Source organism: Arthrobacter sp. 2762 (assembly GCF_040548745.1).
Lineage (GTDB): Bacteria > Actinomycetota > Actinomycetes > Actinomycetales > Micrococcaceae > Arthrobacter.
In genome coordinates this window covers 337,953-357,288 of sequence record NZ_JBEPSI010000005.1, presented here as the reverse complement: position 1 = coordinate 357,288, position 19,336 = coordinate 337,953, and the positions used below count along the sequence as shown (strand labels likewise).

Here is a 19,336-nt window from a genome sequence, read left to right as displayed (position 1 = left end):
CCCGGCGAATGTTTTAAGAAGTGCGTTCAACCGTTTACGGCATTGATCCAAACTCCGATGATCCAGGTGCTCGCAGCGGCACATGCGAGACCGAACTCCACGAGAATCCCGATGCCGGTCGCCTTGAGCGCGGCGCCGCTTGAGCGGACAGCTGTACGGAAGTCACGGGTCCGCTGGACCTCGCTCAGCAGGAGCCCGACGGCGAATCCCACTACCAGCCCCACCACCGGAATCACAAACATTCCCACCACGCCAAGAACTATCCCAATCACAACAGACCTGTTGGGAATACCGTGTTGTTTTAGTTTTCGCCCTGTGAGCACTGCACTGGCGGCCATCCCCGACACCACGAACACCATGCCGATGGCGAAGATCACCCAGCCGAGCGTTCCCGCGCCACCCCAGATGGCCCACGCAAGCAGGCTCGCACCAATGAGGATGCTTCCCGGAAGGACAGGAATGATGGTCCCGGCAACCCCAACCGCAATGGCCAGGCCGCACAGGATGGTCACAACGAGTTCGGCATTCATGGGCCCCAGTCTATGGGCCAGCAACGCGGGGTCACCTATGGCCCCCTTTGGCACCCCACTTCGGTGCGTACGTGACCCCGCGTTGCTCCTTAACAAGCAACGACTCATCAAACAGCGACGGCGACGCTCCCCAGCATGGGAGGCGTCGCCGTCGTCGGTTTTTAGTTGGGAACCGCTACTCAGTCACTGCTGCGGCAACAGCAGCGGTGACAGCCGGCGCCACACGGGCGTCCAGCGGGCTCGGCACGATGTAGTCCGCGGAGAGATCCTCTTCTGCCAACTCAGCGATGGCGCGTGCAGCGGCGATCTTCATGGCGGGCGTGATGCGGCGGGCCTTGGCGTCGAGTGCGCCACGGAAGATGCCGGGGAAGGCCAGCACGTTGTTGATCTGGTTCGGGAAGTCGCTGCGGCCCGTGGCAACTACGGCTGCGTACTTCTGGGCAACCTCGGGGAGAACTTCCGGGTCCGGGTTGGACAGGGCGAACACGATCGACTGATCGTTCATCAACTTCAGGTGTTCTTCGTCCAGCTTGGAGGAGGAGACGCCTACGAACACATCGGCGCCGGTCAGGCCCTCGCCCGGACCACCTGTGACGCCGCGGGGGTTGGTGCGCTGGGCCATGCGGGCCTTGACGCTGCCAGGATCGGCCACGAGATCGGCACGCTCAGCGTTGACTACACCCTTGGAGTCGAGCAGGATGACGTCCTCGATGCCAACAGCAAGAAGAATCTCGGCAATGGCAATGCCGGCGGCACCTGCGCCGGAAACAACAACCTTCAGACCGGACAGTTCGCGCTTGGTCACCTTTGCAGCGTTGGTCAGGGCAGCGAGAACCACGACGGCGGTGCCGTGCTGGTCATCGTGCATGACGGGGCAGTCGAGTGCTTCGATGAGGCGCTCTTCGAGTTCGAAGCAACGCGGCGCGGAGATGTCCTCAAGGTTCACTGCACCGAAGCTCGGGCGGAGGCGGACCAGGGTCTCGATGATCTCGTCCACGTTGGTGGTGTTGAGAACCAGCGGGATGGAGTCGAGGTCGCCGAAGGACTTGAAGAGGGCAGACTTTCCTTCCATGACCGGGAGGGAAGCGCTGGGACCGATGTTGCCCAGGCCCAGAACGGCGGTGCCATCGCTGACCACAACAACCAGGCGCTCAGCCCAGGTGTGGGTGCGGGCAAGCTCGGGGTTGGCGTGGATTGCGCGGCTTACCTGGGCGACGCCCGGGGTGTACGCAATGGAAAGGTCACGCTTGTTGTTCAGGGGAACGGTGCTGGAAATCGTCAGCTTGCCGCCCTCGTGTGCTGCGAAGATCTCTTCTTCGCTCAGTACCAAGGCGTCGTTGTCAGTAGCGATTGTCTCAATGGACACGTCTTTGTCTCCTCAGGCTAGCCGTGGACCCACGGCATGGTTCGGGCAGGAACAGAACTGCTGGTTCGGACCAAGGGTGGCTGGCCCGGAAGTGCATCTGCAGGTATGGGCTGCTAGCCGCTTCGGTATTTCCAGCGTAGGGAAGCGGGGAGGGTACAAGATTCAATACCAACAGAGACGATTCGAGAGTAAAACGTTTAGGCAAATCCAAAAGTGATCCAGCTCACGCAAAAAACCGCATTCTCAGGGGCTGGTGGTCTAGACCGGAAGAGCTATAGCGTCATTCACCGGTCATGAGGCTGCACGCCTTCTTGAGGTCCTTTTCGGCTTCAAAGAGCGACAAACGACGACACCGGACGGCCTGGACCAGACCACTGACCAGATGCAACAGAATCCTGGCCTTCGGGGCGTCATTTCCGGGCTCCTTGCTCAAGGAACCCACAACTTCTTCGGACAAGAGGTCAATCTCCCGCAGCAGCTGGGCGGTATCGCTATCTTTGCCGGCAGGCCGGATGAGGCAGTGCTCCACCCCGGGCTGCATAACCCTCAGGTGGAAGATCTCCATCATCAAACCTGACAGTGCATGGCCCTTGCCTTTCCTCTGGCGCACGCCGTCCCGAAGCTCGCGCAATTGCTGCCGGTACACGGCCAACATCAGGTGCGCTGTGGAGGGGAAGTAGCGATACAGGGTGCCCAGCGGGACGTCCGCTTTGGCGGCAATGTCCGACAAACTCAACGTGTCGAACTGACGTTGGGCAAAGCCTGCCGCTGTCTTCAGGATGCGGGCATAGCGCAGCAGCTGCCGCGGCGTGGTCGGTGCGGCAGCCATACGGGGCAACCCCGTCGTCAGATCAAGGGAGTACGGTTCCAGGGAAAACGGTTCGGGCATTTCCGGCGATCTCTTGGCAGGCTGGCAAGGAAACGGCCGGCTCAGGTCACAGGACCCGCGGCAGGCCGATCGCACCAATGATACGTGAGCAAAATGACCGTTTGCTGAGAGCGTCCTTCTTGGAACGCGTCCATGCCGTTCCCGGGAAAGGGCGGGTGCCACACATACACTGCAGGAAGATTTGTGTGCGCGTACGGGAGGAAGACCAACATGGGGAAGTTTCGACGCCGGATGGCAGCAGCGTTGCTGACCGCCGCCGTGGCGGCGGTGGCACTTAGCCCCCTGCCGGCGTCGGGCGCGTCCAGCAACGGGCCGGACCCCATAGTCATCGGCGACGCGTTTGTTGGCAAGACGCTGACAACTGAAATCGGCCCGTATACCTTCTATGGCTGCGGCGGCGGAAAGGGCCCTGATTTCACCGTCTACTGGACAAGGGATGGTTTCCTGGTGGCAGGCGAAACCGGGCGCAGCTACCTCCTGCAGCAGGACGACACGGGCGCACGGATGGCCGCGCACCTGACCGCCAGCAAAACCGCGTGCGGAGGCGAAACGCTCCACAGCGACGAGACCGGACCCGTCGCTGCGCCCAACCGGGCCAACGGATTCACGGGCCGCAGCTTCGAACTCCTGGCACGCGGAAGTGACGGCTCGTTGATGCTGTACGGGCGGACAGGCGCCGCTTGGGATGCGGCCCGCACCGTGGGCTGGGGGTGGAACGTCTTCAACCTTGTCCTTTCCCCCGGCGACTTCAACGGTGATGGCAAGGGCGACGTGATCGCGCGGGATTCTGCAGGCACTCTTTATCTCTACGCCGGCGACGGAACCGGGGGTTGGAAGCCGGCCCAGACCATCGGCAAGGGCTGGAACATTTTCGACTCAATCGTCAGCCCGGGCGATTTCAACGGGGACGGCAACAACGACATCCTGGCCAGGGAACCCGGTGGCGCCCTCTATTTGTACCCGGGCAATGGTTCCGGAGGCTGGCTGGCGAGGACCGCCATCGGGCAGGGCTGGCAGGTAATGGACACCCTGCTGACGCCTGGCGATTTCAACGGCGATGGCAAGGTGGACGTGTTGGCACGTGACCGCAGCGGCTACCTGTATTTCTATGGCGGCAATGGGGCCGGTGGCTGGACGCGGTCGTGGCTGGTGGGCGTCGGCTGGAATGTCCTCAAAACCACTGGTGCTGCCGGTGATTTCGACAATGATGGCTTTCCGGACGTTTACGGCGTGGACCAACAGGGCCGGCTGGTCATCTATTACAGTGATGGCCGCACAGGATGGCGCACATCCCAGGTGGTGGGCAACGGCTGGGGCGGCTTCACAGCAATCTTCTAGCTGAGTCCCAGCCGCGGTAAGATTAGCCGCATAAGTCTGGGGAGGACACAATGAACGCTCTATCATGCCGTGCATCAGGCGTGCGCCGAGCGGTAGCCGGGATTGCGGCCGCGCTTATTGCCGCCGTCGCTTTCGCCCCGGCACCTGCCATGGCAACCATGGACCCCGCAGATCCCGTGGTTCACGGTGCGCCGTTTGTTGGCTCCACGCTCACCGTGGAGATCGATCCCGCTTCTTACCGGGGCTGCGGCGCGGCCGCCGGCCCCGATTACCACATCTACTGGACCCGTGACGGCGAGCATGCCGAGGACCACTGGGAGTGGTGGAACTACAAGCTCACCGAAGAGGACCGCGGCAAGACCATCGCCGCTTACGTAGCCTCAAATTATCCTTGTGACCCCATGGAAGTTGGCAGCGCCGAGACTGTAGAGATCTCCGCCTCCAACCGGGCCAACGGCTTCACCGGGCGTGGCGCCTTCGAAATGCTTGCCCGCCGCACAGATGGCACCCTCATGCTGTATCCGCGCGTTGGCGGCGCCTGGGAATCCGCCCGGACCGTTGGCCCCGGCTGGAATGGTTTCGGGACCGTCCTCTCCCCTGGCGACTTCAACGGGGACGGGAACAACGACATCCTCGCCAAGGACCCGGCCGGGAACCTCTTCCTCTACGCAGGAACCGGAGATGGCGGGTTCCTCGCTGGCCGCCAAATCGGCTCGGGATGGAACGCCTTTAACTCGATAGTCTCCCCTGGCGACTTCAATGGGGACGGCAACAACGACATCCTCGCCCGCGACTCCGGCGGCCTGCTCTACCTCTACCCCGGAAACGGCGACGGCGGCTGGCTCACCCGGTCCGTCGTCGGCAGCGGCTGGAACGTGGTCAACAAGATCATCACACCCGGCGACTTCAACGGAGACCACAACGTGGACATCCTGGCCCGCGACACGTCCGGCGCCCTGCGCCTGTACAAGGGCAATGGAGCTGGCGGCTGGGCAGGCATGGCCGTGATCGGGCAAGGTTGGAACGGCATGGCGGCCATTGGCGCCGCCGGCGACATCGACGGTAACGGCAATGTAGACGTCTATGCAGTGGACGGATCCGGCCAGCTGCTGGCCTACTACGGCGACGGCGACGGCGGCTGGAACGGCGCCCAGACCATCGGCTGGGGCTGGGGCGGTTTTAACGCCTTGTTCTAGGGATTGGGGGATACCATGACGGCTTTTTCTTCCGTGCGCCCAGCGGCTCTTATGCGTTCAGCTTTTGTGCATTCAGTACGGACGGGTTTTCACATCCTTCTAGCCATCCTCCTGTGCTCCGCGCTGGCAATTGCAGTCCCGCCGCCCCGCGCTACAGCTGCCGGACCAAACGTGCCGCTTCCCACGGTAGTCACCCGTACTTCGCCAGCCACGGTGGGTCCCGGGAGCGTTATCTCCTTGTCCTTCACACTGAGCGGTCCTGCGAAGGAAGTAGGTTTCACCTACGTCAATGAGGACACCTTGGAGCAGGCCACCCTCTACGGACCTACCAGCCAGCTATCCGGGCCCTACAGCGCGCAAGCCAAAGTGCCCGTGGACGGGAGCGCCTTCCAGCGAACCGGGCGCTACAAACTCCTCAGCGTCAACATCATGCTCCCCTTGGGCCAGGGGGTTGTCCGCTACGGCCGCGACGGCAATATCATCTTCCTCTCGCAAGGGCTGGAAGCACCAACGCAGCGGCCGGGGTCCTTGGACGGCGTCGACTTCGCCGTCAACAATCCCAATTTCCCGTTGGTGGACAATCCAAATATCAAGCCGCCAACCATCACAGGCGTGGCACGCTACGACCAAGTGCTGACCACGGACAACGGCTCTTGGACCCAGCCGCCCACGGGCTTTGCCTACCAGTGGCTGCGCAACGGCCAGCCGATCCCTGGAGCCACGCTCAACAATTACCGCATCGCAGAAGCAGACCTGGACCAGACCCTGTCAGTACGGGTCACGGCCACGAGGGCAGGCTACCGGGCTGTGTCGGCATCCTCGCTCCCGCTGACGCCCACGTCACCCATCACAGCTACCGCTCCCACGCTCCAAGGCAGGCTGATCGTCGGAGAGAAGCTCACCGGCGTCTTCAACGAGGGCAGTGTCTCCAGCGGGACAGTCGGTGGGCCCGTCAGCGTCAGGTACGAATGGGTGCGCAACGGTACGGTGATCGCCGGTGCCACGACGAAGACTTACACCCTTCAGTCAGCGGATCGTGGCGCCGTCGTTGGCTTCCGGGCAGTAGTCCAAGCGGGCAACCCTGTGACGGCCACGCGTCCGTTTACGGTCTTCGGCCGCACCGTGGTTCGGAACAAACCGCACACAGCAGGTTTCGACGCCGGGGCCTCCATGGACCTGTTAGCGCGCAATGCTGCGGCGAACCTGCTTCTGTACCCCACTGATGGCGCAGGCCACTGGCAAGCTCCCCGGACGATCGGCTTTGGTTGGGACGTGTTCGATATCGTCTTCAACGCCGGCGACTTCGACGGAGACGGTTTCAATGACGTCATCGCCAGGGACCACGATGGGGCATTGTTCATGTACCCGGGGAACGGGACTGGCGGGTGGCTCCCCCGCAAGCAAATTGGCTGGGGCTGGGACGTCTTCGATTCGATCATCGCCGCAGGCGACTTCTCCGGCGACGGCAACAACGATGTCCTCGCCCGCACGCCATTAGGCGCCTTGGTGCTCTACCCAGGCAACGGCACAGGCGGATTCAAATCCCCCGGCGCCGTAGGCCAAGGGTGGGACGCCCTCAGCCAGGTCTTCTCCCCCGGCGACTTCGACGGCGACGGCAACCCTGACGTCCTGGGGCGCGACAGCGCAGGAAACCTGCGGCTCTACGGCGGCAACGGCAACGGCGGATGGACAACCGCCCGGTCCATCGGCACAGGCTGGAACGTCATGTCCCGCATTGGTGGGGCCGGCGATTTCAATGGAGATGGCTTCAACGACGTCTGGGCCATCGACGCCGCCGGTCAACTGAACATGTACTACGGCAGCGGCATCGGAGGATGGAAAGGCGCCGGAGTTGTTGGCTGGGGCTGGGGCGGGTTCACGGCGGTTTTCTAAGCCGATTTTGGTTGCGTTTTGGGTTTGACCCACGACACATTGGGGTGAATAGGGATAATCCAATCCCAATAGCTGTGCCCGGGGAGGCCGGGCTGTATTCTCATCTCAATTGGCCTCGACAGGCCGCTCTGGTCTGCACCATTTGGGGGAAATCTTGGGGTCTCATCCTGCTCTGCGCTTTAGTGCTGCGTCCACCTTGGTCCGCGCGCTCCTGCTGACGCTTGCCTTTGTTGTGGCGGCCGTGGTTGTGACGCCCCTATCACCGGCCTTGGCCGCTGCGCCGGTCCTCACCACTTTTGTGCGGACCTCCCCCTTAACGGTCGACGCCGGCGCTCCAGTCACGTTCAACTTCACAACCTCCGTAGCGGTCAAGCGGGTTGAGGTTGGGCTGCGGAGCGCTGCCGGAACGCACATACTGGCTTGGACCTCCGCCGGCGCCAAGGCCGGGACTGTGGCCGGCGTTGCTTCCCCGTCCTCGTGGCCGAACGGCACGATCGAGGTCAGCTACGTCCAGGCTATTACCACTGACGGCGCCTCCCAGCTGTACTACCGTGGCGGCGGCGTCTACCCGCCCGGTACGGGCGCCTCGCCTTTTGGTGATTCCGCGGGGCAGGACTTCAAAATCAAGAACCCGCTGCTGCCTTTTGTTGCGCCTGTTCCAACGTCCCTTCTGCCGGCCAAGGCGATCTTCGCTCCTGGGCAGACCGCCGCGGTCCAGGTGAAGCTCTCCCAGCTTGCCCAGTCAGTCCGGTTGATCTACCGTGACGTTTCCGAGGTCACCACTTTCGAGCTGGCGTGGGCAGGCAACCCTGCGCCGGGGCCCCAAACCGTTACGGCGACGGGAGCAGTCACGGCCGCGCAAGCTGCCGGTGCGTACACCCTGGAACGTGTCGAAATCTCGTACTTCGATGGACTGGCTAAAGACTCTTACCTCCGTGATGGCACGCTGGAGCGGACGTCACCTGTTCCATTTGGTACCGCTGTGCGGGCAGGACTTGCTACCGGTGATTTTGCGGTGAACAACCCCGCCAAGGTGCTGTCGAAACTCACTCCCACTGTCAACCCGAGCATCACCGGCGACATGGTCTACAACACCAGACTTGGCATCAACCCCGGAACGTGGCCGGTGGAAGCCTCGTTGTCAGATTTTCAGTGGTACAGGAATGGTGCACCCATCGACTACGCCGTCAATGACACATACCAGTCCAACATGTCCTTCGACCCCGGCAACATGATCTGGGTCAAGATGACTGCGCGGGCGGCCGGATATCTGCCCGCCAGCGTGTCCACTTTGGCATTCGGGCCAATGCCACGCCGCGTCTGGGTTGGAAATCTACGCATCACCGGTGACGCGTCCGTGGGAGGCCAGCTCAGGCTGGAACACGATGCTGCCGGCGTCGATCCAGTGGGCGGGCAGCCCAGCTACACCTATGTTTGGAAGCGCAACGGGACTCCTATTCCAGGTGCCACGTCCCGGGACTACCGGCCAACGCTTGCCGACAAGGGTGTAATCATCACGGCGGGAGTAACGGCTCGCTTCGACGCAGGCTCGGCGGTCACCGAAGTAGTGGACCTCAGGGGTCCCGTCTCAGACAAAACCCGTGGCAAGGGCTTCAACGCAGACGGCACAGGCGACATCTTCGCGCGGGATGCCGGCGGCAACCTCTGGCTTTACCCCAGCAACGGAAACGGCGGCTGGCTTGCAGCCCAGAAGATTGGCCAAGGGTGGAACGGCTTCAACGCCCTCCTTTCGCCCGGCGACTTCGACGGCGACGGTAACGTGGACGTCATTGCCCGCGACGGTGCGGGCAGGCTCTTCCTCTACCAAGGCAACGGCCAGGGTGGCTGGCTCCGATCGTTCCAGATCGGTCAGGGCTGGGGTTCCATGAAGGACATCGTGGCACCTGGCGACTTTAACAGCGACGGCACAGCAGACCTCATAGCCAGGGATGCCTTCAACACCATGGTCTTCTACCCGGGCAACGGCCGCGGCGGCTTCCTCACCCCGCACGTCCTGAGCGGTGGATGGAGCCAGTTCGATACGTTCGTCTCACCGTCGTCGAGGATTGTCTTCGCCCGCGACAGCGACGGCAATCTCCGAAAATATGATGGTGACGGGAACGGCTACTTCCACGAGAATTCATGGACCCCCAACGCCTTCAGCTCTTACGCCGGCTACGGCTGGGGAGGCTTCAGCCGGGTTGGTGCACCCGGAGATTTCGACAGCGATGGCGTCCCGGAAGTGTACGGCATCTACCCTGATGGGCGATTGACCATGTTCTATGGATTGGGCCACGTCGCCCTGAAACGCCAAGCCACTATCGGTTGGGGCTGGAACGCCTTCAATACCGTCTTCTAACGCACCTAATGCTGCTGGCATCTACTTCACTTCCCCGGGGGATCAATTGACTACAACTACGGCCGGCTCGCGCCGACGCAAAACCTCAGTGCATCGGCTCCTGGCTCTCCTCATGGGGCTCACGATGTCCACCGTCCTGGTGGGACCAGGAACTGTGTTGACAAGTGCGCCAGCCGTGGCGGCGGAACAACCGGTGCCCCAGCTGACGTCCCTGAAACGCTTTTCGCCTGGCACTACCACCCCTGGCTCCACAGTGCAGATAGGCTTCACCCTCGCCCAGCGGGCGGATCGCGTGGTTTTCACTTTCACGGATGAATCACTCGTCACGGAACACCGCATTGAATGGTCGGGGACGCCCGCCGCCGGCCCGCTGACTGCAACTGCATCAGCCTCCGTCACTGCGGACGCGTTCTTCCAAGGGTCGCACAAACTGCAGAGCGTGATTATCAACTACGGCTCGGAAACCCTGACGTACTTCCGTGGCACGCCCAGCCAGTACAGCTTTTCTGTTCCGTGGGAAAGCCTCGATTTCACCGTTAACAACCCCGGCAGTGTCCTTACGCCCAACAGCAATCTGGTTCCGCCCAGTCTTGGGATCAGAAAAGAGGCCGGGTACTCCTACTTGTCGTTCGACGTCCAGCATGGCACATGGTCCGCTCCACCTACGGCGTACACCTACGAGTGGTTCCGGGACGGAATCCGACAGTCTTCGGACGCCAGCTGGTTCCACGTTCCAGACAACCTCGCCGGTACGGGGTCCGGCTTGACCTTGAAACTCACCGCAATGGCGGCGGGCCGCCTGCCGGAAACAGTGGAAACCGCTCCCTTCTACCTGGTGGACGCGGCTGATCCGCACCTGCCAGCCAATGTCTCCGTGCGGACCCCCGTCAAGGCCGGGTTCGACGCCTCAACCATCAAAGGGCTCCCGGCAGGAGCCAAGCCGACGGTCAGCTACCAATGGCTGGTGGACGTCGCAGAGCCTATTGCCGGAGCAACCGGCGCCACCTACAGCCCCAAGCCAGGTGAGGCAGGAAGGGAGCTCGGTGTGGCAGCGGTGGTCAGCTACGCCGGACGTGTGGTGGGTATCTTCCGCAGCTCGAGCGACCCAAGGGTCAAGTTGCACTCGCTCCTGCGTGACTTCGACGGGGACACCAGGCCTGACGTTATCACCAGGAAACCGAACGGCACACTCACCCTGTTCTCCGGGGGCGCCAGCGGCGAGTTCAAGGGCGGGAGCAAAGACATCGGCTGGGGCTGGGCCAACTTCACGTCCTTGTCATCCCCGGGCGACTTCGACGGCGATGGTGGCATGGACGTTCTGGCCCGTGATACATCCGGACAGCTATGGCTTTACCGGGGCAACGGACGCGGCAGCTGGCTGGGTTCTTCGGTCATTGGTACGGGGTGGGGTGGTTTCAGCGAGATCATTCCCGCCAGTGACTTCAACGGCGACGGAACAAGCGACATCCTTGCCCGCGATGCGCAGGGCCGGCTGTTCCTCTACCCGGGCAACGGTCGTGGCGGATGGCTCACAGCATCACAGGTCGGGCAGGGGTGGAACGTCTTCAACAAAGTGTTCACACCCGGCGACTTCAGCGGAGACGGCGTCTCCGACATTCTTGCCAGAGGAACGGACGGGAGACTGCATGCCTACTATCCCGATGGCAAGGGTGGCTGGTCTTCCTCACGGGTATTGCTGGGAAATTACGGGTCAAGCCGTTATATGGGTCCCCTCGGTGGTTTCAATTTGTGGGAGCAGTACAACTACTTCTTTAACGTGACGGACCAAGGTGCTTTCCGCGGCGAGGAGATGAGTCCCGACGGGTACTACTACCGCCAATCGCATGAGATCGGCACTGGCTGGGGCTACCTGACTGCCGTTTTCTAAGCCGATTTTGGTTGCGTTTTGGGTTTGACTTGTCTTTCGTGTGAATTTTTGCCAGCAAATTCCCAGACTGTCCGTCCGTCCATGTACTCTCAAGTCACTTACACCCGCCGGCCGTCTGGGACCGGCCTGAATTGGGGGAACCATGGGGAGCACTCCTCTGCGCCGCGTGCGCAGCTGGCTGGCCGCATTTATGGGCAGCGTTATTTTGGTCGGCGGGCTGGCTTTGGCACCCGCAGCCCACGCCGATGACGCCTTCGCACCAGTACCTGTGGCGGTCTCCACGACGCCAGACGCGATCAGCGCTGGAGGGCAGGCAACATCACGCGTTACCTTCCAGGCATCCGGTCCGATTACCGACGTGTACGTCCTGTTCCGGAATACAGCAACGGGCAAACTCCACACGACGATGACGCAGGGCTCGTACAGCTCCGCTGATTCGACGTACTCGTTCGACGTCTTCTTTGCACAAGGGACCCCGCCGGGAACCTACCTTGCCCAGTACATGCAGATTCAAACGGCAGCTGGTCAGGAGGTTGGTTACTGGCGCGACGGTTCCCTGATCCACAACCCCGGCAACCTCCCCGCATCCGGAACCGCGGCCGTGGCCTTGGACGCCCTGGACTTCAACTACGTGACTCCCGTGGACATCGATCGTCCCCACACGTCCGGCTTCTACCGTGCCGAGTATTGGGATTCGTACACGATGAGCCTGTACGTCCGGGACTCCTGGGGCCGCCTCGGCCTGTTCCCCACCGGTGGAAATGGCACTTGGCGGCAGGCATATGAAGTCGGCTCGGGATGGAACATCTTCAACACGATGTTCGCTGCCGGCGACTTCAACAACGACGGCGAGAATGACGTGATCGCCCGTGACAGCTCCGGCTCGCTCTTGCTCTATCCCGCTGGCTGGCACGGTGGTTGGTACCCGAGACAACAGATCGGTTGGGGCTGGGGAATCTTCAGCACCATCTTCGCGGCGGGCGACTTTAGTGGAGACGGCAACAACGACCTCCTTGCCCGCAAGTCCTCCGGTGAGCTCATGCTGTACCCGGGCAATGGCCAAGGCGGCTTCCAGGCTGCTTCTACCATCGGATGGGGGTGGGGCGGCATGACTTCGGTGTTCTCCCCGGGTGATTTCGACGGCGACCACAAGCCGGATGTCCTGGCCCGCGATGGCGCCGGAAACCTCGTCTTCTACGGTGGCAATGGTCATGGCGGCTGGACCACCAGCCGTGTGATCGGACAGGGCTGGAACGCCATCACCAAGCTCGGCGGCGCTGGGGACTTCGACGGCGATGGCGCCAACGACGTCTGGGGCATCGACACCTCGGGCCAGATGCGCATGTACTACGGCAACGGCTCAGGCGGTTGGAAGGGCTCGGCTGTAGTTGGCTGGGGCTGGGGCGGCTTCAACGCTGTTTTCTAAGTAGTCATCATCAACAGGCCCCCGTTCGAAGGCATCGGTCGGGGTCCCCTCAGAATTGTCCTTCTTGTCAGGGGAATCCATGGAATCAGCTCTTGCTTCGTATCCAACCGCACCCAGTCGCCGTCGTCGATTCTTGACTTTGCTGACCGCCTCCGCCGTTGCCTGTGCGGCTGCAGCCTGCACCTTGGCTGGACCCGCGGAAGCCGCGCCGTCCCGAGTGGCTACCGTTGTTGCAGCAGCTGCCCGTGAGGTTTACATGGGCCAACCGCATTTAAACGGCGAACCCACGGTTGGAGGTCTACTGAAGGCCGATCTGGCGGGATATGCCCCATTCGTTATACCCGAGGGTGGCACGCCGACTTTCACCTACAGGTGGACGCGGGACGGTCAGACCATCGCAGGGGCAACCGGCTCGACCTACCGTGCAATCCAAGCCGACCAAGGACGCGTAGTCGCCGCGTTCGTCACTGTTTCTTATGATGCCGAATCGAAATTGACCCTGCAGGCAGACTATCCATTGCGGATAGCCGCCAAGCCCCGGGCTCGGGGTTTCAACGGTGACGACACCATGGACATTTTCGCCCGGGATGCCTCCGGACGCCTGTTGTTGTACCCGACGGACGGCCGCGGCAATTGGCGGTCCCCTCAGGTGCTCGGCACGGGTTGGAACATCTTCAACGTCCTGGTGTCGCCGGGCGACTTCGACGGCGATGGCACTGTGGACGTCGTGGGTCGCGACGGTCAAGGCCGGCTCTTCCTTTACCAAGGCAACGGCACCGGGGGCTGGAAGAAGGCCTTGCAGATTGGTCAAGGATGGCAGGGCTTCAAGACAATCTCTGCTGCAGGTGATTTCAATGGCGACGGGACCAACGACCTCCTTGCCGTGGACCAGTGGCATCAAGCTATTCTCTATCCCGGGAACGGACGCGGCGGATGGCTTCCGCCCTATGGTGTTGACACTTATTGGATCAACCAGAACCCAGTCTTCACGGTGGGCCACTTCGGTGGACAGAACAAGCTCGGAATCGTCTCCCGCGATATCCAGGGAACCCTGGTCCTTCACGAGTCCACCCGTAACGGATGGTTCGATGGTCACGCAAACGCCATCGGCTGGGGATTCAATGGCTTCACCACGGTCGGTTCGGCCGGTGACTTCAATGGAGACAACAAGGTGGACGTTTACAGCATCGACACCGCGGGCCAACTAACCATGTACTACGGCAACGGCGGTGATTACCTGACCAGCGCCAGGCCAGACATCCGCTGGTATGGCCAATCCACTGTTGGCTGGGGCTGGGGAGGATTCACCGCCGTCTTCTAGGATTCATTTCTGATGTCACAGCCTCCCTTATCTCCCAACCGCGACCAGCTGCATTCTGCTCTGATCACCTTCGCATGGCCGCATCGGCCAACTTTCTTCATGAGGAAATCTTGAACTCTCGCAATGCTCCGCGCTTCAGCGCGCCTAACCGACTGCGCCGGCTGACTACTTTGCTTGCTGCGTCGGCCTTGGCCGGTGCTCTCATCGCTCCGGGCCTGCCCGCTCACGCTGCAGTTCCGGTTCTGGCCGCGCCGATGCGGCAGATCTACATGGCGCCACCGGAACTCACCGGGGAACCTGCAGTCGGCGGACTTCTCAAGGCCGACCTTAGCTGGTCCACACCGATGGTAGTGCCAGACGGCGGAAGCCCTTCGCTCTCGTTCTACTGGACGCGGGACGGCCAAGTCATTCCCGGGGCCACCGGTCAGACATACAGGGCTACAGCAGCTGACTACGGTCGTGTTGTGACCGCTTTCGTAACGGTCACCTACGATGTCGAGTCAACTTTGACCCTTCAGGCCCGTGAATCGCTGCGGATCGCCGCCAAGCCCCGCGCTCGTGGATTCAATGGGGACAACACCATGGATATCTTCGCCCGCGACGCGGCCGGCCGTCTCTTGCTGTACCCGACAGACGGCCGGGGACATTGGCAACCCACCCAAGTCATCGGAACCGGATGGAATGCCTTCAACCTTTTGTTCTCACCGGGTGACTTCGACGGCGACGGCACCGTTGACGTTATGGGACGCGATGCGCAGGGTCGGTTGTACCTTTACCAAGGAAACGGGTCCGGCGGTTGGAAGAAGGCAATCCAAGTCGGCCAGGGCTGGAACGGATTTACAGCCATTTTTGGTGCTGGCGACTTCAACGGTGACGGTACGAACGATCTCATTGCACGGGACGCATCGACCAATCTCGTCCTCTACCCCGGCAACGGGCATGGCGGTTGGCTGCCTTCGTACACCATCGGTTGGGGGTGGGGCCGATATGACTCCCTGATGAGCGTTGGCCACTTCGAAGGCAGAAGCGATTTGCAGGTTGCCGCGAGGGGCCAATACGGCAACCTGATGGTCTTTTCCAGCAGCCGCAATGGGTCGTTCGAGCGCTACACGGGATCAACGGTCGGTTACGGCTGGGAGGCCCTCACCACGATCGGCTCGGCAGGGGACTTCAACGGTGACGACAAGATTGACGTGTTTGGCATCGACCGCAGCGGCCAGCTCACCATGTACTACGGCAATGGCGCGGATTATCTCGCCCAAGGACTGCCTGGTAGCTACTGGCTGGGCCAATCAGCGGTCGGCTGGGGCTGGGGCGGCTTCACCGCCGTCTTCTAGACAACGCTCTTAATCTTCACCACGAACACGGCTCCCAGCAGCCCGATGACTGCGGCGGCTACGTACAGCGAGACGTAGCCTCCCCAGTAAGTGACGAACGGGAAAGCAATCAGCGGGGCCACCACCTGCGGCAGCGAGTTCGCCACATTGATCACGCCCAGGTCCCTGCCACGGTCCAGCGCAGTCGGCAGGACCTGGGTGATCAGCGCGAAGTCCACGGCCAGATAGGCTCCAAAGCCGATACCCAGGACGAGCGCGCCAGTAATGGCGCCGGCCCACGTCGGCGCAAACCCGAGGATCAATGACGCTATAGCGATGATCACGGACGACGCGATCACCAAAGGCTTCCGCTTGCCCATCCGGTCGCTCAATGTTCCGCCGATCACGCTGGTGATAATCACCATGACCGCATACAGACCGGTCAGGATAAGCACTCCGAACGCAGGTTCGATGCCCTCGGTTTCCTTCACGTGCACGGCATCGCTGAGGAAGAACAGCAGATAGAGCGTGACCATGTGGTTACCAATATTCACCAGCAAGCGCGTGAGCCATGCCCACGCGAAATCCGGGTAGCGTTTCGGGGAGACCCAGAAGCCTTGGAAAAAACGCGCAAGGCTGAACGGTGGGCGCGCCTGGAGTGGAAGCGGCTGGTCGTCATTTTTGAACAGATAAAGCACGACGCCGGCCAGCAGCGCCGCTGCACACACCAGGTAGCCGGCAGCAAAGTTTCCAGCCACGACGGCGGCAATCACCGCGCCAGCCAGGATGCCAACTGTTTGTCCCATGGCTGCCAAACCACCGACGGTGCCGCGTTGGGGCACCGGGACGCGGTCTGGAATCGCAGCCGTGATGGCAGCGTAAGCGCCGTTGCATCCGGCCTGGACCAAGCACCACAGCACCGTCATGACTGCGACGTTCGGCGCTCCCGCCAGTCCTACGAGTGCCGCTGCCCCCAGGATCGCTCCCACGAGGACCCACGGAACGCGACGTCCGAAGCGGGAGACGGTCCGGTCGCTGAATGCGCCGAACAAAGGATTCGCCACCAAAGAGACAGCTGCCCCGCAACCGGTGACCAGGGCCAGGATGGCTTCCTTCTGGCCCTCGTCAAAGTGGACCGCCTGCTGCCCGAGGAGAACCTGGATGGGGCCGAAGAACGCCGCGTTGATGCCCACGTTGATGAGTACCACGCCAGTGATCCACAGCGCGCGGACGCGGTCCACTGGTTCGGCGAGAGCAGTGGCCGTGCCGCCCCGGACTATGGCAGGATCCGGCACAGGACCGGGAAGGTCGGACAGGCTCATGGCAGGTTCCCCCTAGTTTCAACGTCTGGATTCAGATTAGCGCGGGTGAGGGGCATGGAACCTATGTTCACTCAGTTATCCACATAGCCCACTACGTGTCGTGCAGCTCCGGTGGCGCACGGGTTAGTGTGGCCTCAAACGTTTGGAGGAGACTGACATGAGCGAGCAGATTAATACGGCTGATCTCTATGACGATCGGGGCGAGGAATTGGAATCGGTTGCAGTCCAGTTCCAGAACTTGGGCGGTCACACGCACTTCAGTGGACAGGTACGTACCATCAGGTGCTTCGAGGACAACGCGCTGGTGAAGACCGTCCTGGGGACGCCCGGCGAGGGAGCCGTTCTGGTAGTTGATGGCCAGGGATCACTTAGGACTGCCCTCATGGGAGACATGATCGCTGAAAGCGCGGTGGCCAATGGTTGGGCGGGCGTGATTATCAATGGCGCCGTCAGGGATCGTGAAGCCCTTGCGCGACTGCCGCTGGGCATCAAGGCGCTGGGCAGCAACCCGAAGAAGAGCGCAAAGACGGGTGTAGGTGAAGTTGATGTCCAGCTGGTGATTGATCGAGTGAGGATCCAACCCGGAGTAATGATCTACAGCGATCCGGATGGAATTCTCGTGGAACGCTGACCCTGGGGACTGGCCGACTTACGAAAGTTGTTCAAGAAACATTCTTCTTCCGGGAATCAAACAGGCATTAGGATAGTTACTGAAAGCAACTATCCTGCTTAAAATCCACTTTTCTGCCACCTCTGGAGAAGATATGTCCAAATCTGCGCCCGTCCGGGCCGCCGGCGAGGTCCTGACGCATCGTCAGACGCTCACCGTCATGGTGGGACTCATGCTCGGCATGTTCCTGTCCTCACTGGACCAGACCATTGTGTCGACGTCCATCTACACCATCGCCAATGACCTCGACGGCTTGTCACTCCAGGCATGGGCCACTACCGCGTACCTCATCACATCTACTGTGAGTACGCCGCTCTACGGCAAGCTCAGTGACATCTTCGGGCGCCGTCCGCTGTACTTGGCAGCCATCCTGATCTTCCTCGCCGGATCCCTCTATGCCGGGTCCGTCCATTCCATGACGGAGCTTGCGATCGCCCGTGGCGTGCAGGGCCTTGGCGCAGGTGGCCTTTTGGCGCTGGCACTGACCATCATCGGCGACATCGTTGCTTTGAAGGACCGGGCCAAGTACCAGGGCTACTTCATGTCCGTATTCGGTATCTCCTCCGTCCTTGGTCCCGTCATCGGCGGCGCTTTCGCGGGAACATCGACCATCCTGGGCTTCGATGGCTGGCGCTGGGTATTCTTCATCAACCTTCCCATCGGCCTGGCGGCACTCACCGTGGTCTTTATGTTCCTTCACCTGCCTGCACGGCACGTGAAGCAGAAGATCGACTATTGGGGCGCGGCAGCCATCACCCTGGCAATCGTTCCGCTCCTTCTTGTCGCCGAGCAGGGCCGGTCCTGGGGCTGGGCATCGGGCGCATCCTGGCTCTGCTACGGCCTTGGCGTCATCGGTATAGTGGCCTTCCTGTTCGCAGAGATGCGGGCCGGGGACTACGCGCTGATCCCCTTGCGTCTCTTTAAGAACGCAACGTTCGGTTTGTCATCCCTGCTGAACTTCATCATCGGCATCGGCATGTTCGGCGCCATCGCCATGCTGCCCATGTACTTGCAGCTGGTAAAGGGCCTCACTCCCACCGAAGCCGGTCTGATGATGATCACCTTCACCGTGGGCATCCTGTTCGGTTCCATCAGCGCCGGTCGCACCATTTCGTCGTCGGGCGTTTACAGAATCTTCCCCATCCTGGGCACCGCAATCCTGACTGGCGCCGCACTCGTCATGGGGCTTGTGCTCGGCGTGGATACCGGCCTGTGGGTTCCCGGACTCATTGCTGTGTTCTTCGGCGTCGGCTTGGGCTTCTGCATGCAGCCGCTGACACTTGCCATGCAGGTATCGGTGCCGCCGAAGGACATGGGCGTCGGAACCTCCACCGCAGCATTCTTCCGTTCGATGGGTGGAGCAGTGGGCACCGCCGTGTTCATCTCCATGCTGTTCAGCCTGGCCGCGGACAAGATCGCCGATGGCATGAAGAGCGCTGCTTCCAGCCCGGACTACCAAGCGGTCATGAAGGATCCGGCCGTGGCGGCGGATCCTGCGAATGCCAAGCTCTTCGATTTCTTCAAGAATGGCGCCAACAACGATTCCCTGAACGACACCAGCTGGCTTCACGCAGCCAACAGCACCCTCACCAGGCCCATCACCGAGGGCTTCGCTCAAGCAATTGACGCGGTCATGCTTACGGCAGCTGGCCTGATGCTCATCGCGTTCCTCATCAGCTTCGCGTTGCCTAACAAGAAGCTCATGGACCCCAAGGCGGCAGCCAAGGAATCGGTCCCCGCCCACTAGGCGTTACCGCTCCCAAAAATAACGGCAGGCAGTCCTCGGACCGCCTGCCGTTATTTTTTGGAGCCATTGTTATTC

At 61.7% G+C, this 19,336-nt stretch carries 14 protein-coding genes; 10 read left to right on the top strand and 4 right to left on the bottom strand.

The window, feature by feature from the left end; all coding sequences use genetic code 11:
* Nucleotides 1-26: 26 nt before the first annotated feature.
* From ABIE18_RS12125 to ABIE18_RS12115, 3 genes are all read right to left on the bottom strand, one after another.
* Nucleotides 27-530: a DUF456 domain-containing protein gene (locus ABIE18_RS12125; protein ID WP_499723033.1), complete on the bottom strand. Its 504-nt coding sequence runs from the start codon at nt 528-530 to the stop codon at nt 27-29.
* 175 nt (nt 531-705) lie between these two features.
* On the bottom strand, nt 706-1,896 hold the full coding sequence (locus tag ABIE18_RS12120; protein WP_431117021.1) for an NAD(P)-dependent malic enzyme: 1,191 nt from the start codon (nt 1,894-1,896) through the stop codon (nt 706-708).
* Between the two features lie 280 nt (nt 1,897-2,176).
* Complete coding sequence (locus tag ABIE18_RS12115) at nt 2,177-2,785, bottom strand: TetR/AcrR family transcriptional regulator (protein WP_499723032.1); 609 nt, start codon at nt 2,783-2,785, stop codon at nt 2,177-2,179.
* Between the two features lie 210 nt (nt 2,786-2,995).
* On the opposite strand from ABIE18_RS12115, the gene ABIE18_RS12110 reads away from it, so the two are divergent.
* From ABIE18_RS12110 to ABIE18_RS12075, 8 genes are all read left to right on the top strand, one after another.
* Nucleotides 2,996-4,123, top strand: coding sequence for an FG-GAP repeat domain-containing protein (locus tag ABIE18_RS12110; RefSeq protein ID WP_499723031.1), 1,128 nt, complete (start codon nt 2,996-2,998; stop codon nt 4,121-4,123).
* A 50-nt stretch (nt 4,124-4,173) separates the two neighbouring features.
* Nucleotides 4,174-5,319 carry an FG-GAP repeat domain-containing protein gene (locus tag ABIE18_RS12105; RefSeq protein WP_499723030.1) on the top strand — a complete coding sequence of 382 codons (1,146 nt, stop codon included), beginning with the start codon at nt 4,174-4,176 and terminating at the stop codon, nt 5,317-5,319.
* Between the two features lie 171 nt (nt 5,320-5,490).
* On the top strand, nt 5,491-7,212 hold the full coding sequence (locus tag ABIE18_RS12100) for an FG-GAP-like repeat-containing protein (protein WP_499723029.1): 1,722 nt from the start codon (nt 5,491-5,493) through the stop codon (nt 7,210-7,212).
* Nucleotides 7,213-7,366: 154 nt separating this feature from the next.
* Nucleotides 7,367-9,571 carry an FG-GAP-like repeat-containing protein gene (locus ABIE18_RS12095; protein WP_499723028.1) on the top strand — a complete coding sequence of 735 codons (2,205 nt, stop codon included), beginning with the start codon at nt 7,367-7,369 and terminating at the stop codon, nt 9,569-9,571.
* A gap of 46 nt (nt 9,572-9,617) precedes the next feature.
* The gene (locus ABIE18_RS12090) at nt 9,618-11,459 is read left to right on the top strand and encodes an FG-GAP repeat domain-containing protein (protein WP_499723026.1); all 1,842 of its coding nucleotides are present in this window, start codon (nt 9,618-9,620) and stop codon (nt 11,457-11,459) included.
* Between the two features lie 142 nt (nt 11,460-11,601).
* Nucleotides 11,602-12,885 (top strand): FG-GAP repeat domain-containing protein, encoded by a 1,284-nt coding sequence (locus tag ABIE18_RS12085; RefSeq protein WP_499723025.1) that lies wholly within the window; start codon nt 11,602-11,604, stop codon nt 12,883-12,885.
* Between the two features lie 133 nt (nt 12,886-13,018).
* Nucleotides 13,019-14,206, top strand: a complete 1,188-nt coding sequence (locus ABIE18_RS12080; protein ID WP_499723024.1) for an FG-GAP repeat domain-containing protein — start codon at nt 13,019-13,021, stop codon at nt 14,204-14,206.
* A gap of 110 nt (nt 14,207-14,316) precedes the next feature.
* Nucleotides 14,317-15,543 (top strand): FG-GAP repeat domain-containing protein, encoded by a 1,227-nt coding sequence (locus ABIE18_RS12075; RefSeq protein WP_499723022.1) that lies wholly within the window; start codon nt 14,317-14,319, stop codon nt 15,541-15,543.
* On the opposite strand, the gene ABIE18_RS12070 is transcribed toward ABIE18_RS12075, so the two are convergent.
* The gene (locus ABIE18_RS12070; RefSeq protein ID WP_499723021.1) at nt 15,540-16,844 is read right to left on the bottom strand and encodes an MFS transporter; all 1,305 of its coding nucleotides are present in this window, start codon (nt 16,842-16,844) and stop codon (nt 15,540-15,542) included. The two genes, ABIE18_RS12075 and ABIE18_RS12070, sit on opposite strands and share 4 nt — an antisense overlap.
* A gap of 157 nt (nt 16,845-17,001) precedes the next feature.
* Here ABIE18_RS12070 and rraA point away from each other — a divergent pair, with 157 nt between their 5' ends.
* On the top strand, nt 17,002-17,475 hold the full coding sequence (rraA, locus tag ABIE18_RS12065) for a ribonuclease E activity regulator RraA (RefSeq protein WP_216926304.1): 474 nt from the start codon (nt 17,002-17,004) through the stop codon (nt 17,473-17,475).
* A gap of 133 nt (nt 17,476-17,608) precedes the next feature.
* Nucleotides 17,609-19,261, top strand: a complete 1,653-nt coding sequence (locus tag ABIE18_RS12060) for an MDR family MFS transporter (RefSeq protein ID WP_499723019.1) — start codon at nt 17,609-17,611, stop codon at nt 19,259-19,261.
* Nucleotides 19,262-19,336: the final 75 nt, after the last annotated feature.